Annotated in this window: 10 protein-coding genes; 9 read left to right on the top strand and 1 reads right to left on the bottom strand. The window is 73.5% G+C overall.

Annotated elements, in window-relative coordinates; genetic code table 11:
• Positions 1-105: 105 nt before the first annotated feature.
• From O7598_RS22385 to ispG, 4 genes are all read left to right on the top strand, one after another.
• The gene (locus tag O7598_RS22385; protein WP_269693262.1) at positions 106-402 is read left to right on the top strand and encodes a hypothetical protein; all 297 of its coding nucleotides are present in this window, start codon (positions 106-108) and stop codon (positions 400-402) included.
• A 135-nt stretch (positions 403-537) separates the two neighbouring features.
• Positions 538-1,752, top strand: coding sequence for a 1-deoxy-D-xylulose-5-phosphate reductoisomerase (gene dxr, locus O7598_RS22380; RefSeq protein WP_269693261.1), 1,215 nt, complete (start codon positions 538-540; stop codon positions 1,750-1,752).
• Positions 1,749-2,996, top strand: a complete 1,248-nt coding sequence (locus O7598_RS22375; protein ID WP_269693260.1) for a M50 family metallopeptidase — start codon at positions 1,749-1,751, stop codon at positions 2,994-2,996. The genes dxr and O7598_RS22375 overlap by 4 nt, the downstream gene beginning before the upstream one ends.
• Positions 2,997-3,005: 9 nt before the next feature.
• Positions 3,006-4,181: a flavodoxin-dependent (E)-4-hydroxy-3-methylbut-2-enyl-diphosphate synthase gene (gene ispG / locus O7598_RS22370; RefSeq protein WP_269693259.1), complete on the top strand. Its 1,176-nt coding sequence runs from the start codon at positions 3,006-3,008 to the stop codon at positions 4,179-4,181.
• 350 nt (positions 4,182-4,531) lie between these two features.
• On the opposite strand, the gene O7598_RS22365 is transcribed toward ispG, so the two are convergent.
• A complete protein-coding gene (locus O7598_RS22365) occupies positions 4,532-5,116 on the bottom strand; it encodes a PadR family transcriptional regulator (RefSeq protein WP_269693258.1) in 585 nt (194 codons plus the stop codon).
• Positions 5,117-5,253: 137 nt separating this feature from the next.
• Between O7598_RS22365 and O7598_RS22360 the strand changes: the two genes are divergently transcribed.
• From O7598_RS22360 to O7598_RS22340, 5 genes are all read left to right on the top strand, one after another.
• The gene (locus O7598_RS22360; RefSeq protein WP_269693257.1) at positions 5,254-6,093 is read left to right on the top strand and encodes a GNAT family N-acetyltransferase; all 840 of its coding nucleotides are present in this window, start codon (positions 5,254-5,256) and stop codon (positions 6,091-6,093) included.
• Positions 6,094-6,192: 99 nt separating this feature from the next.
• On the top strand, positions 6,193-6,888 hold the full coding sequence (locus O7598_RS22355) for an ATP-binding cassette domain-containing protein (protein WP_269693256.1): 696 nt from the start codon (positions 6,193-6,195) through the stop codon (positions 6,886-6,888).
• The gene (locus tag O7598_RS22350; RefSeq protein ID WP_269693255.1) at positions 6,885-9,035 is read left to right on the top strand and encodes a YhgE/Pip domain-containing protein; all 2,151 of its coding nucleotides are present in this window, start codon (positions 6,885-6,887) and stop codon (positions 9,033-9,035) included. Before O7598_RS22355 ends, O7598_RS22350 begins: the two co-directional genes overlap by 4 nt.
• A 10-nt stretch (positions 9,036-9,045) precedes the next feature.
• On the top strand, positions 9,046-9,639 hold the full coding sequence (locus O7598_RS22345) for a TetR/AcrR family transcriptional regulator (protein WP_269693254.1): 594 nt from the start codon (positions 9,046-9,048) through the stop codon (positions 9,637-9,639).
• Between the two features lie 90 nt (positions 9,640-9,729).
• Positions 9,730-13,245, top strand: a complete 3,516-nt coding sequence (locus O7598_RS22340) for an ABC transporter ATP-binding protein/permease (RefSeq protein WP_269693253.1) — start codon at positions 9,730-9,732, stop codon at positions 13,243-13,245.
• Positions 13,246-13,280: the final 35 nt, after the last annotated feature.

The raw sequence follows: 13,280 nt of genomic DNA, 5'->3' as shown, positions 1-13,280 counted from the left end.
TCGAACTGTTGCCGGCGAACAATGGGCCAAGGATCGAAGTGCTGCGCGGTTGTGTGGTCGTCACGCCGGGCGGCGTTGACCGACGCGCGGCGCACCCGTCGGTCGGTGGGCGCACCGGTCGGTCTCCAGGCCGCTGGCGTCGCGGCCGTTCTGCTGCTAGGCGAGATCGCCCCGTTCGGTGTGATCGACCGGCCACGGGAGCACGCCGCCGGCGTGCCGTACTTCCTCCGGGTCGATCTGCGTAACCGGGTGCCGGCGCTCGCCCTCTACGAGTTGGTCGACGGCGAATACCACCCGCTCGCTGCGGTGGCCGGGGCCGGGTTCGTGATGCGGCAGCCGTTCGAGTTCAGCGTCGACCTGGCCGACCTGCTCGACGAGGAGGTGCCCGAGCGGTCCGGGTGACCATGATCCACACCGGCTCGCCGAGGTGGTGGTGTCGGAGAGGCGGGGAGGGCGCCACCTCGGGGAAGTGGAGTGGATCAAGCCGGGAGGGGACGCCGGGACGGGCCCGGTGACGCGCTGGGGAACAATGGGCGGGTGACCACTCCCCGGGAACTCGTGCTGCTCGGCTCGACCGGCTCCATCGGCACCCAGGCCATCGACCTCGTCAAGCGCAACCCGGAGCGGTTCCGGGTGGTCGCCCTCGGCGCCGGCGGCGGCAACGTCGAGCTGCTCGCCGCGCAGGCGCTGGAGCTGGGCGTGGACGCGGTCGGCGTGGCCCGGGCGTCCGCCGCACAGGATCTCCAGCTCGCGTTCTACGCCGAGGCGAGCCGGCGCGGCTGGGCCACCGGCGACTTCAAGCTGCCCAGGATCGTGGCCGGGCCGGACGCCATGACGGAGCTGGCGCAGTGGCCGTGCGACGTGGTGCTCAACGGTGTGGTCGGCTCGCTGGGCCTGCCGCCGACGCTGGCCGCGCTGCGCGCCGGGCGTACCCTCGCCCTGGCCAACAAGGAGTCGCTGGTGGCCGGCGGCCCGCTGGTCAAGGCCGCGGTGACCCGGCCGGGGCAGATTGTTCCTGTCGATTCCGAGCACAGCGCGTTGGCGCAGTGTCTGCGCGGCGGCGCCAGACCGGAGGTGCGTCGGCTCGTGGTCACCGCCAGCGGCGGCCCGTTCCGGGGCCGGCGGCGCGACGAGTTGACCGCCGTCACACCGGAGCAGGCGCTGGTGCACCCGACCTGGAACATGGGCCCGGTCGTGACGATCAACTCCGCCACCATGGTCAACAAGGCGCTGGAGGTGATCGAGGCGCACGAGCTGTTCGACGTGCCCTACGCCGACATCGAGGTGATGGTCCACCCGCAGTCGGTGATCCACTCGATGGTCGAGTTCGTCGACGGCTCCACCCTCGCCCAGGCCAGCCCGCCGGACATGCGGCTGCCCATCGCGCTCGGCATCGGCTGGCCGGACCGGGTGCCCGAGGCGGCCGCCGCGGTCGACTGGACCACGGCCCACACCTGGGAGTTCGCGCCGCTCGACGACGCCGCGTTCCCGGCCGTGGCGCTGGCCAAGGCGGCCGGCGAGGCGGGGCGCTGCCGCCCGGCGATCTACAACGCGGCGAACGAGGAGTGCGTGGCCGCGTTCGTGGCGGACCGGCTGCCGTTCCTCGGCATCGTCGACACCCTCCAGCGGGTGCTGGAGGACGCTCCCGACTTCGACGAACCAGGTACCGTCGAGGACGTGCTCGCCGCCGAGTCGTGGGCACGGGCGCACGCCCAGGAGATCATCGTCGGGTCGGTGGAAGGAGCTCGATGAGCTATCTGCTCGGGGTGGTGCTGTTCGCCCTGGCGATCCTCATCTCGGTGAGCCTGCACGAGGCGGGGCACATGATGACCGCCAAGGCGTTCGGGATGAAGGTCACCCGCTACTTCGTCGGCTTCGGCCCGACGCTCTGGTCGTTCAAGCGCGGCGAGACGGAATACGGCGTCAAGGGCATCCCGCTCGGCGGATTCTGCAAGATCGTCGGGATGACCCCGCAGGACGACGACGTCGAGCCGGGCGACGAGAAGCGTGCCATGTGGCGCTACCCGGTGTGGAAGCGGACGATCGTGATGTCCGCCGGCTCCGCGATGCACTTCGCCATCGCGCTGGTGGCGCTCTGGATCATCGCGGTCAGCGCCGGCCTGCCGAACCCGAAGTTCCCCACCACCGAGGCCGGCTTCCGGGCCGAGCCGGCGGTGATCGCGCTCACCCCGTGCGTGGTGGTGGAGAACGCGGCCCGCACCTGCACCGCCTCCGACCCGGCCAGCCCGGCCGGCAAGGCCCAGCTCAAGGACGGCGACCGGATCACCGCGGTGAACGGGCGGTCGGTCTCCACCTGGGGCGACATGCTCGACGTGGTCCGCGGCACGAAGCCCGGCCCGGCCACCGTGTCCTACCTGCGCGACGGCACCCCGGCCACGGCCACCGTCGACCTGGCCTCGGTGCAGCGCCCGCCGCTGGACGACCCGAAGGGTGCCGCCTCGGCGGTCTCCGCGCTCGGCGTGGCGCTCCAGCCCAGCACCCCGACCCGGGTGGAGTACGGCCCGGTCGCCGCGTTCGGCGCCACCGCCGACTTCACCGGCAACATGGCGGTGCAGACGGCGCACGCCATGCAGCGCATCCCGCAGAAGGTGCCGGCGCTCTGGAACGCGATCACCGGCGCCGAGCGCGACGTGGACACCCCGATCAGCGTGGTCGGCGCCAGCCGGCTCGGCGGCGAGGCCGTGGAGAACAACGCCTGGCTGGTGTTCTTCATGCTCTTCGTGTCGCTCAACTTCTTCATCGGCGTGTTCAACCTGCTGCCGCTGCTGCCCCTGGACGGCGGTCACATCGCCATCGCCTGGTTCGAGCGCGCCCGGTCCTGGCTCTACTCCAAGATCGGCCGCACCGATCCGGGGCGCGTCGACTATCTCAAGCTCATGCCCCTCACGTACGCGGTGATCCTGGTCGGCGGCGTGTTCACGCTGCTGACCGTCACCGCGGACGTGGTCAACCCGATCACGCTCTTCTCAAGGTGAGTGCCTGAAGTGACAGCTGTCAGTCTCGGTATGCCTCCCGTACCGCCGCCGCCGCTGGCTCCGCGCCGGGCCAGCCGCCAGATCATGGTGGGTTCGGTGCCGGTCGGTGGTGGCGCGCCGGTGTCGGTGCAGTCCATGACCACCACGTTGACGTCGGACGTCAATGCCACGTTGCAGCAGATCGCGGAGCTGACGGCGTCCGGCTGTCAGATCGTGCGGGTGGCGGTGCCGTCGCAGGACGACGTCGAGGCGCTGCCCGCGATCGCGCGCAAGTCGCAGATCCCGGTGATCGCCGACATCCATTTCCAGCCGAAGTACGTGTTCGCCGCGATCGACGCGGGTTGTGCGGCGGTGCGGGTGAACCCGGGCAACATCCGGCAGTTCGACGACAAGGTCAAGGAGATCGCCCGGGCCGCCGGGGACGCGGGCGTGCCGATCCGGATCGGGGTGAACGCCGGTTCGCTGGACAAGCGGCTGCTGGCCAAGTACGGGCGGGCCACGGCTGAGGCGCTTGTGGAGTCGGCGTTGTGGGAGTGCTCGTTGTTCGAGGAGCACGGGTTTCGTGACATCAAGATTTCGGTGAAGCACAACGACCCGGTGGTGATGATCCGCGCCTACCGGCAGCTCGCGCAGCAGTGTGACTATCCGCTGCATCTGGGTGTGACCGAGGCGGGTCCGGCGTTTCAGGGCACGATCAAGTCGGCGGTGGCGTTCGGGGCGCTGCTGGCCGAGGGGATCGGCGACACGATCCGGGTGTCGCTGTCCGCGCCGCCGGTCGAGGAGATCAAGGTCGGTAACCAGATCCTGGAGTCGTTGGGTCTGCGTGAGCGCGGTCTGGAGATCGTGTCGTGTCCGTCGTGCGGTCGGGCTCAGGTGGATGTGTACAAGCTGGCCGAGGAGGTCACCGCCGGGCTGGAGGGGCTGCCGGTGCCGCTGCGGGTGGCGGTGATGGGCTGCGTGGTCAACGGTCCGGGTGAGGCCCGCGAGGCCGACCTGGGTGTCGCCTCCGGCAACGGCAAGGGCCAGATCTTCGTCAAGGGCAAGGTCGTCAAGACCGTCCCCGAGGCCCAGATCGTGGAGACCCTGATCGAGGAGGCCCTGCGCATCGCCGACGAGATGGGCGCCGAACTCCCCGACGAACTACGCGAGCTGCTGCCTGGCGGCGCCACCGTCACCGTGCACTGACCGCTTCCCGCGTCGCCGTGCGGCCGTCCCCTCGCTGGGGGCGGCCGCACGCGCCGTTTCCGGACCGGCCGGGCTCGCGCTCGGCCGGAGATCTTGGAACGAAACGGCCCCTCCAGGGGCGCTTTCGTTCCAAGATCCCCACCCCACCCTCCGGAACACCGTTCCCAAAATGCACCAGTCCCGCGCCGATCTTGGAGTTGTGGTCCATCAGTTAATGGTGGAAAGCGGGCGAAGTTGGGTGCCACAACTCCAAGATCGACGAAGATGAGGCGTGTCCGAGGGTTGCCCGATTGCCGAGTCGCCGGGCTGACGACGAGGCGTGATGAGGCTGGCCGAGGCGCGGGGGCGGCTCACTCGGACTCGGCGAGGATGGCGTAGAGCTTGCGCCGCGTCTCGTCGAGCACCTGGGCGGCGCGGGCGCGCTGATCGTCCGTGCCGTTCGTCATCACCTGCCGCAGTGCGTTCATGGCCTGTGTGCCGGCGTCGCGGATGTCGTGCCAGCTGTTGACGGTCTGCTCGGCGAACTCCGCCCAGGGCGGGGTCTGCGCCGCCTCGGCCGCCTCGGCCCGACCCTGCTCGGTGAGGGCGAACCGCTTGCGCCCGCCGTCGGAGTCGGGGGCGGTCGCGATGACGCCCTCGTCCTCCAGCAGTTGCAGGGTGGGGTAGATCGAGCCGGGGCTGGGCCGCCAGGCCCCGCCGGTGCGGGAGTCGATCTCCTGGATCATCTCGTAGCCGTGCATCGGCCGCTCGGTGAGCAGGGCCAGCACGGCGCCGCGCACGTTCGGCCGCCGTCCGCGCCCGCGACCACCCCGGCCGCGTCCGTGGCCGTGCGGTCCGGGTGGGAACGGCGGGGGCGGGGGTACGGGCGGGAAGCCGAAACCGCCATGGCGGTGCATCTCGTCGCGCAGGGTGTGCACGTGTCGGTGGAAGCTCATCAGGCTCTCCTTCGGTCGAGTATCGCTGATGCATCAACGATATATCGCCAACGCATCGCCGACAAGACGTCCGATTGGATTGGTGAGGTGTCCGGTCGGCCCGCGGGTCACCGCGTGCATCTGGCAGGCTGGTAAGCGTGCTCACGATGCCGGTACGCCAACTGGGGGAGTCGGAGCGCCGCGCGGTCGAACGGCTGCTCGACGCCGACCCGTACGCCGGCGCGCAGGTCGCCGAGCGGGTGGCGGCGCGCGGCCTGGCCTGGTGGCGGGCCGAGGCGCGGATCCTCGGCTACGGCTCCCGGCGCAACCTGGAGTCGATCTGCTGGCTGGGTGGCAACCTGACCCCGGTGCTCGCGTCCGAGTCGGCGGTGGCCGCGTTCGCCGAGCAGTTGGGCGAGGAGGACCGGCTCTGCTCCTCGATCGTGGGCCGCGCCGACGCGGTGCTCGGCCTCTGGGACCGCCTCTCCGCACACTGGGGGCCGGCCCGGGACGTACGCCCGAACCAGCCGTTGCTGGCCACGGACGCGGCGCCGCCGGTGGCGCCGGACCCGCAGGTGCGTCGGGTGCGGGGCAGTGAGGTCGACCGACTCTTCCCGGCGGCGGTGGCGATGTACACCGAGGAGGTCGGCGTCTCCCCGATGGCGGAGGACGGCGGCCGTGGCTACCGGCGGCGGGTGACCGAGCTGGTGCGCGCCGGTCGCGCCTACGCGCGCTTCGTCGACGGCCGGGTGGTCTTCAAGGCCGAGCTGGCCGTGGTGACCCGGCGCACCGCGCAGGTGCAGGGCGTCTGGGTGGCGCCCGAGTGGCGCGGGCGGGGCATCGCGGCCGCCGCCATGGCCGCGGTGGTGCGCGACGCGCTGGCCCGGGTCGCGCCCACGGTCAGCCTCTACGTCAACGACTTCAACCTGCCGGCCCGCCGGGTCTACGAGCGCTGCGGCTTCCGCCCGGTCGGCACGCTGGCCACCGTGCTGTTCTGAGGATCACCCTCGCCTCGTGTTGCCTCGAACCGGACACCCGGCGCTATGCTGGTCATGTTTTTGTACTGACCAGTCAGTCTAGAAGTCGGAGCGGGTGGGATGAAGATCGTCGAGGCCGCCGGGCTGGGTCTGCGGACCCGGCGCGGCTGGGTCTACCGGGACGTCGACCTCACCGCCGAGCGCGGTGAGCTGCACGCGGTGACCGGGCCCCCCGGCAGCGGGCGGACCTCGCTGCTGCTCGCCCTGGCCGGCCGCTTCCCGCACAGCCACGGCGAACTGCGCCGCCGCGGCCCGGCCGCGCTCGGCCAGGTGGCCGGCGTGCACGAGCCCGACCCGACGCTCACCGTCGCCGAGCACCTCACCGAACGCCTGCTGCTGCTCGGGCCGGTGCCGCGCCGCCGCCGTCAGCTCGTGCCGGTGGCCGCGGTGCGGGCCCGCCGGGCCTACCGCCGCGACGCCTACGCCGCCGCCGTCGCCGGCGCCGGCTTCACCGACGCCCCGCTCGACCCCGACCGGTACGGCCGCGACCTCACCCCGGTCGAACGACAGGTGCTCGGGCTGGTGCTGGCCAGCCTCGCCGGCCCCAGCCTGATCGTCGCCGACGACGTGGACGCCGGCGCCGACCGCCCGGAACGGCAGTGGATCTGGGCCGCGCTGGAACGCCTCGCCGGCCAGGGCTACGCGGTGATCGCCAGCGCCCGCGCCGTCGAGGACGGTACGGCCGCCACCGTGCACCGCATCGGCGACCCCGCCCTGCCCACCCCCGCCCTGACCGCCGTGGAGGTGCCCGCGTGAGCGTGCTGCGACTCGCCCTGTTCGAGCTGCGCCGGATGACCCGGGGCCGGCTGCCGCGCGCCGCACTCGCCGTGCTCACCGTGGTGCCGCTGCTCTACGGCGCGCTCTACCTCTACGCCTTCTGGGACCCGTACGGAAAGCTCGACCGGATCCCGGTCGCCCTGGTCAACGCCGACCGGCCGGCCACGGCGAGCGACGGCACCGAGGTGCACGCCGGCCGGGACCTCACCGACGAACTGATCGACCGCAAGGTCTTCGGCTGGACCGTCACCGACCAGAGCGACGCCACGAAGGGCCTGCGCGACGGCCGCTACCACCTGGTCTTCTCCATCCCGGCCGACTTCTCGGCCACCCTCGCCGCCGGCCCCGAGCCGGACCGGACGGCCCGCCAGGGCGAGCTGAAGGTGGTAAACGACGACGCCACCAACTACCTCTCCGGGCTTCTCGCCCGCTCGGCGTTCAGCGAGATCCGGGCCGCCGCCGCGGAGAGCACCGCCGCCTCGTACTTCGACAAGATGCTGATCGGCTTCACCGATGCCAAGGCCGAGACCGGCCGCGCCGCCGACGGGGCCGGGAAGATCTCCGACGGGCTCGGCGCCTCGCAGCGGGGTGCCGGGCAGCTCGCCGACGGGCTCGGGGACGCCGAGAACGGCGCCGGGCAACTCGCCGGCGGGCTGAACCAGTCGGTCCAGGGCGCCGACAAGCTGGCCAAGGGGCTCGACCAGTTGCAGACCGGCGCGGCCCAACTCGCCGACGGCGCCGGCCGGGCCGCCACCGAGACGAAGGCCGCCGCGGCCACTGTCGACGCCGCCGCCGACCGGTACGAGCCGGTGCTGCGCCGCAACGCCGACCGGATCCAGCAGGCCGCCACCGCGGTCGCCACCGGCGCGCAACAGCTCGCCGACGGCCTGGACGCACTGCCCGCCAAGGCCGACGAGGTGGTCGGCCTCGCCGAGGAGATCTCCGACCGGCTCGACGCGGTCGCGAAGGACCACCCCGAACTCGCCGACGACCCGAACTTCACCGCCGCCCGCAAGGCCGCCGGTCAGGCCGTCACCCAGGCGAAGGCGCTGCGGTCCGCGCTGGACAAGACCGACCTGGCCGCGCTGAAGAAGCAGATGACCGCTGTCGCGAAGACCGCCCGGGAGGTGGCCGCCGCCGCGCCGCACCTGGCCGACGACGTCGCGTCGGCCCGCGCCAAGGTCGACGAGCTGGCCGGCGGGCTCGGCACGCTGGCCCAGGGCAGCGCCAAGCTCCGCGACGGACTCGGCGACGCCTCGACCGGCGCCGACCAGCTGCGCGGCGGGCTCTACCGGCTCTCCACCGGCGCCCGGCAGCTCGACGGCGGCCTCAACCAGCTCGGCAGCGGCAGCACCAAACTGGCCGACGGGCTGACCAAGCTGGAGGGCGGCGCCGGCGACCTCGCCGACGGGCTCGCCGCCGGGGAGAAGAAACTACCCGGGTACGACGACGCTTCCAGCCGCGCCGACGTACTCGCCGACCCGGTCGGCCTGATCCGCGACTCGCAGCACCCGGCCGGCTCGTACGGGGTGGGCTTCGCGCCGTACTTCCTGGCGCTGGCCCTCTGGGTCGGCGCGATGATCACGTACATGCTGCTGCGGCCGGTCAACCGGCGGCACGTCATGTCCGGCGCGGCCGGCTGGCGGGTGGTGCTCGCCGGTTGGCTGCCCGCCGCGGCGATCGGCCTGGCCCAGGTCACCGTGCTCTACACCGTGGTCACGCTGGCCCTCGGGCTGGACCCGAAGCACGGCGCGGCGACGTTCGGGCTGCTCGCGCTCGCCTCGCTGGCGTTCACCGCGATCATGCAACTGCTCGGCGTGGCGCTCGGCCCGGCCGGCCGGCTCGCCGCGCTGGCACTGCTGATGCTCCAGCTCACCTCGTCCGGCGGCACCTACCCGGTGCAGACCTCACCCGGCTTCTTCCAGGCGATCCACCCCTGGCTGCCGATGACGTACGTGGTGAGCGGGCTGCGGCACACCGTCAACGGCGGCCCGGCCGGACCGGTGGTCACCGGCGCGCTGGTGCTGCTCGCGTTCGGCCTGGGCGCGCTGGCGCTCACCGTCGGCTCGGCCCGCCGGTCCCGCCGGCTCACCCCGGCCAAGCTGCACCCTGAACTGACCATGTGAGGATGGGCCGGTGACGGACGGACGGACCCGCCGGCGGGAGGACACCCGTCAGCGCCTCTTCGTGGCGGCGGTCGAGCTCATCGCCGAGCAGGGCTTCTCGGCGACCACGGTGGACGACATCGCGGCCCGGGCCGGAGTGGCGAAGGGCACCGTCTACTACAACTTCGAGTCCAAGACGGTCCTCTTCGAGGAGCTGCTGCGGCACGGCATCGGCCTGCTCACCGCCGAGTTCCGGGCCGCCGTCGACGGGCTGCCGCCCCGCGAGGCGCTCGCCGCGCTGGTCCGCGCCGAACTCGACTACATCCGCCGCTACCGGGCGTTCGCCCAGCTCCTGCTCTCGGAGATGTGGCGCACCAACCGGGAGTGGCAGCAGACGTTGCGGCTGCTGCGCGGCGAGGCGATCGAGGTGATCGCCGAGACCGTCCGGGCCGGGGTGGCCAGCGGCGACCTGCCGGACGACCTGGACGTCCGCACCGCCAGCTCGGCGCTGTTCGGTGTCGGACTGGTGGTGGCGGTGGACTGGCTCGTCTTCCAGCCCGACCGGCCGATCGCCGACGTGCAGGAGTCGCTGCTCGGCATCGTCCGCCGGGTCGCCCAGACCTGACCGGAACGCGGTAATTCGTTTGAAGCGGGCCGCCCGGACGGGAAGGCTGGGATCACCGCCCCCACCCGTCCGAGTCCGGAGGACCGTCCTATGCGCCTGCTCCGAGACCTCTGGGCCACCGCACCCCGGCGGATGGCGGCCGTCCTGCTGCTGATCGTGCTGGGCGCCGGTGGCCAGGCCGCCGCGTCCGCGCTCGCCGGCCCGGTGCTCGTGCACCGCTCGTCCGGCTGGTTCGTCGCGCTGGCCGTGGCGCTCGTCGCCGCGGTCGTCACCGACCTCGTGATCGGGCTGATCATGGCCCGGCTCACCGCCGACTGGTCCGCCGACGTGCGCCGCCGGCTCTGCCGGGTCGCGCTCGGGCAGGAGCTGCCGGCGCTGGAGACCACGCCGGTGGGCGAGCTGCTCGACCGGATCGACAACGACGTCTACCAGGTCGCCGCCGAGATGCGGAACACCGGCGTACGGCTGGCGCAGGGCATCGCGGTCTGCGTGCTCGCCACGGTCAGCGCGCTCGTCGTCTGGTGGCCGGCCGGCGTCGGGATGGTGCTGCTCACCGCGCTGCTCGCGGTCGTGCTGCGCCGCCCCACCGCCCGCATCGCCCCGGCCCGGATGGCCGAGGAGGAGGCCTGGTCGGACCTCGCGGCCGTGATGGAGGAGGCGGTGCACGGCCAGGACGACGTGCGCACCAGTCTCGCCCGGCCGTACGTGCTGCGCCTCTACGCGCGCCGGGCGGCCGAGGTGATCGCCCGCTGCGGCCGGGTGTTCCGGCTCTCCGCCCGGGTCACCGCGGTGGCCGCCGGCGGCGTCCGGGTCGGCATCGTCGGCGTGGTGCTGGGCGGCGCGTGGGCGCTCGCCACCGGCCGGGTCGACGCCGCCCGGCTCACCGCCGTCTGGCTGCTCGCGATCGCGTTCGGCGCGACCGTCGAGCACATCGCCCGCTGGGTGCCGCACCTCCAGCAGGCGTTCGGCGCGTGGGCCCGGGTGCAACTGCTGGCCGGCTCACGGCAGGAACCGGTCGGCGGGGTCGCGCCGACCGACGGCGACCTGACCGTGCGCGGGCTCACCTTCCGCTACCCCGCCGCCGGGGACGAACGCGGCCCGGCGCTGCGCGACGTGCGGCTCGACTTCACCCGCGGTCGCTCGTACGCGCTGGTCGGGCGCACCGGCTCGGGCAAGTCGACGCTGGCCAAGGTGCTCACCCGGGCCGTGGAGGTGCCCCGCGGCACGGTCTTCCTCGGCGAGGTGGACCTGGTCGACCTGGACGTCGAGGAGCTGCGCCGGTGGGTCGCCGTGGTGCCGCAGCGCACCGAGATCCTCGCCGGCACGCTCGCCGAGAACGTCGCGCTCTTCGACAGGGAACTGCTCGACGCCGCCGAGCGGGCGCTGGCCGAGCTGGGTCTGGCCGGGTGGATCGCCGAACTGCCCGACGGCGTGCACACCCGGCTCGGCGAGGGCGGTCACGTGCTCTCCGCCGGCCAGGAGCAACTGGTGGCGTTCGCCCGGATCCTGGTCCGGGACCCGCACGTGGTGATCCTCGACGAGGCCACCGCGCGACTCGACCCGGTCACCGAGAACCGGGTCCGCCAGGCCACCGAACGGCTGCTCACCGACCGGATCGGCATCGTCATCGCGCACCGGCTCTCCTCGGTGCGCCGCTGCGACGAGGTGGTGGTGATGGCCGACGGGGCGGTGCTGGAGGCCGGCCCGCTGCGCGAGTCCGCGCGGTTCGCCGAGCTGCTCGCCACCAGCCACGCCGGGGCGTACGCCGGCACCGGGGCCCGCGGCGGCGGCGTGGAACTGCTCGACGGGCCCGGCTGGGCCGACGAGCCGGCCGCCCCCGACTGGGCCGGGGCGCCGCCCGGGCCGGACGAGCCCACCGCGTCGCGGCGCGTCGCCGCGCCCCGGGTGGACCCGCCGCCGGTGCCACCCGCGCCGCGCGCGCGGACCATGCGGGAGATCCTCCGGCTGGGCGTCAACGACCCCCGGTACGGCCTGGTCTCGGTCGCCCTGTTCGTCGTGATGACGCTGCTCGGGCTGGACGGTGCGGTGCTGCCCTGGCTCTGGGCCGACGTGGTCGGCGGCGGCGACCCGTGGCTGCCGGCGCTCGGCATCGCCGCCGCGCTGCTGCTGGTGCTGCCGCTGCCCTACCTGACGAACCTGTGGTTCCCGCAGTGGTGGATCCGGCAGATGCTGCGGATCAGCGCCCGGCTGGTGCACGGGCAGACCGGCGCGCGCCGGGTCAGCGGCCACACCCCGGCCGAGGTGGTGGCGCAGGGCGGCGACACCGACCGGGTGGTGCAGCTCGCCGACAACCTGATGGACCAGTTCATCTCGCTGGCCATCGTGCTCACCATGACGCTGGTGACCGGCAGCTTCATCCCGGCGGCGTTCTTCGTCGGCACGATGGTGGTCTCCGGCCTGGCGGCGACGCTGTTCGGGCCCCGGCTGGAACGCTTCGCCGCCGGCACGGTGAAGGCGCGGGCCGCGTTCGCCACCGCGCTGGTCTCCTCGCTGTCGGCCGCCCGCACGGTGAAGCTGGCCGGCGCCACCCGCCCGGTCCTGGACCACCTCGCCGGGCTCGACGTGGTGCGCAGCGAGCGGCAGCGCCGGGAGATCGCCATGCAGGTGTGGGCCCGGTCCACCCCGTCGATCGCCAGCGGGCTGCTGCCGATCGGCGCCTGGGCGCTCTACCTAGCCGGTGGGCTCTCCGCCGGCGCGACCCTGGTGGCGGTCTCCACGCTCGGCGCCGCCCGCTGGTTCGCGTGGACCACCGCGGCGCTGGTGTCGCAGTACCCGTCGGCGCGGGTGTGGACCCGGCGGACCGTCGCGATGACCGGGATGAGCACCTACTCGGCGGCGGTGCCCGGGCTCGACCTGGCCGCCGGCACCGCGCCGGCGCCCGAGCCGCCGCCCCGGCACCCGCTGCGCCGGCTGGAGCTGGCCGGCTTCGGCGCGCTGCACTCCGACGGCACGCTGGCCGTCCGCGACGTCGACCTGGTGGTCGAACGCGGGCAACTGGTGCTGGTGGTCGGCCCGGTCGGCGCCGGCAAGTCGTCGCTGCTGCGGGCGCTCGCCGGGATCGTGCACCACGTCGGGGCGTTGCGCTGGAACGACGAGCCGGTCACCGAGCCGGAGCTGTTCCTGCGCCCCAACCAGGTCGGGTACGTGAGCCAGCTGCCCCGGGTGCTCTCCGGCACGGTGGCCGAGAACATCGCGCTCGGGCATCCGGTGGACGCCGCCGGCGCGGTGTCGACCGCGCAGCTCGAACACGACCTGGCCGCGGCCGGCGGCGGGCTCGGGCTGCTGATCGGGCACAAGGGCACCCGGCTCTCCGGCGGCCAGCTCCAGCGGCTGGCGTTGGCCCGGGCGCTCGCCCCGCGTACCGAACTGCTGGTCGCCGACGACGTGTCGTCGGCGCTGGACGTGACCACGGAGCTGGCGCTGTGGGCGGCGCTGCGCGAGCACGGGGTGACGGTGGTCGGCTCGACCGCCAAGCGGGCCGCGTTGGTCCGCGCGGACCACGTGGTGGTGCTGGTCGACGGCGTGGTCGCCGACCAGGGCGCCTGGTCCGACCTGGAGCGCCGCTGGAACCACCTGGCCGGCTGACCTCCCGCCCCGCCCTCCCCAGGGCGGGGCGGGAG

It is taken from the genome of Micromonospora sp. WMMC241 (assembly GCF_027460165.1).
Lineage (GTDB): Bacteria > Actinomycetota > Actinomycetes > Mycobacteriales > Micromonosporaceae > Micromonospora > Micromonospora humi.
This window is presented reverse-complemented; position numbering and strand designations above follow the sequence as displayed.

Excerpts from the sequence above, each read along its gene's own strand:
- O7598_RS22375 (WP_269693260.1), top strand. The coding sequence starts at position 1,749 with ATGAGCTATCTGCTCGGGGTGGTGCTGTTCGCCCTGGCGATCCTCATC.
- O7598_RS22340 (WP_269693253.1), top strand. The coding sequence starts at position 9,730 with ATGCGCCTGCTCCGAGACCTCTGGGCCACCGCACCCCGGCGGATGGCG.
- O7598_RS22355 (WP_269693256.1), top strand. The coding sequence starts at position 6,193 with ATGAAGATCGTCGAGGCCGCCGGGCTGGGTCTGCGGACCCGGCGCGGC.
- O7598_RS22365 (WP_269693258.1), bottom strand. The coding sequence starts at position 5,116 with ATGAGCTTCCACCGACACGTGCACACCCTGCGCGACGAGATGCACCGC.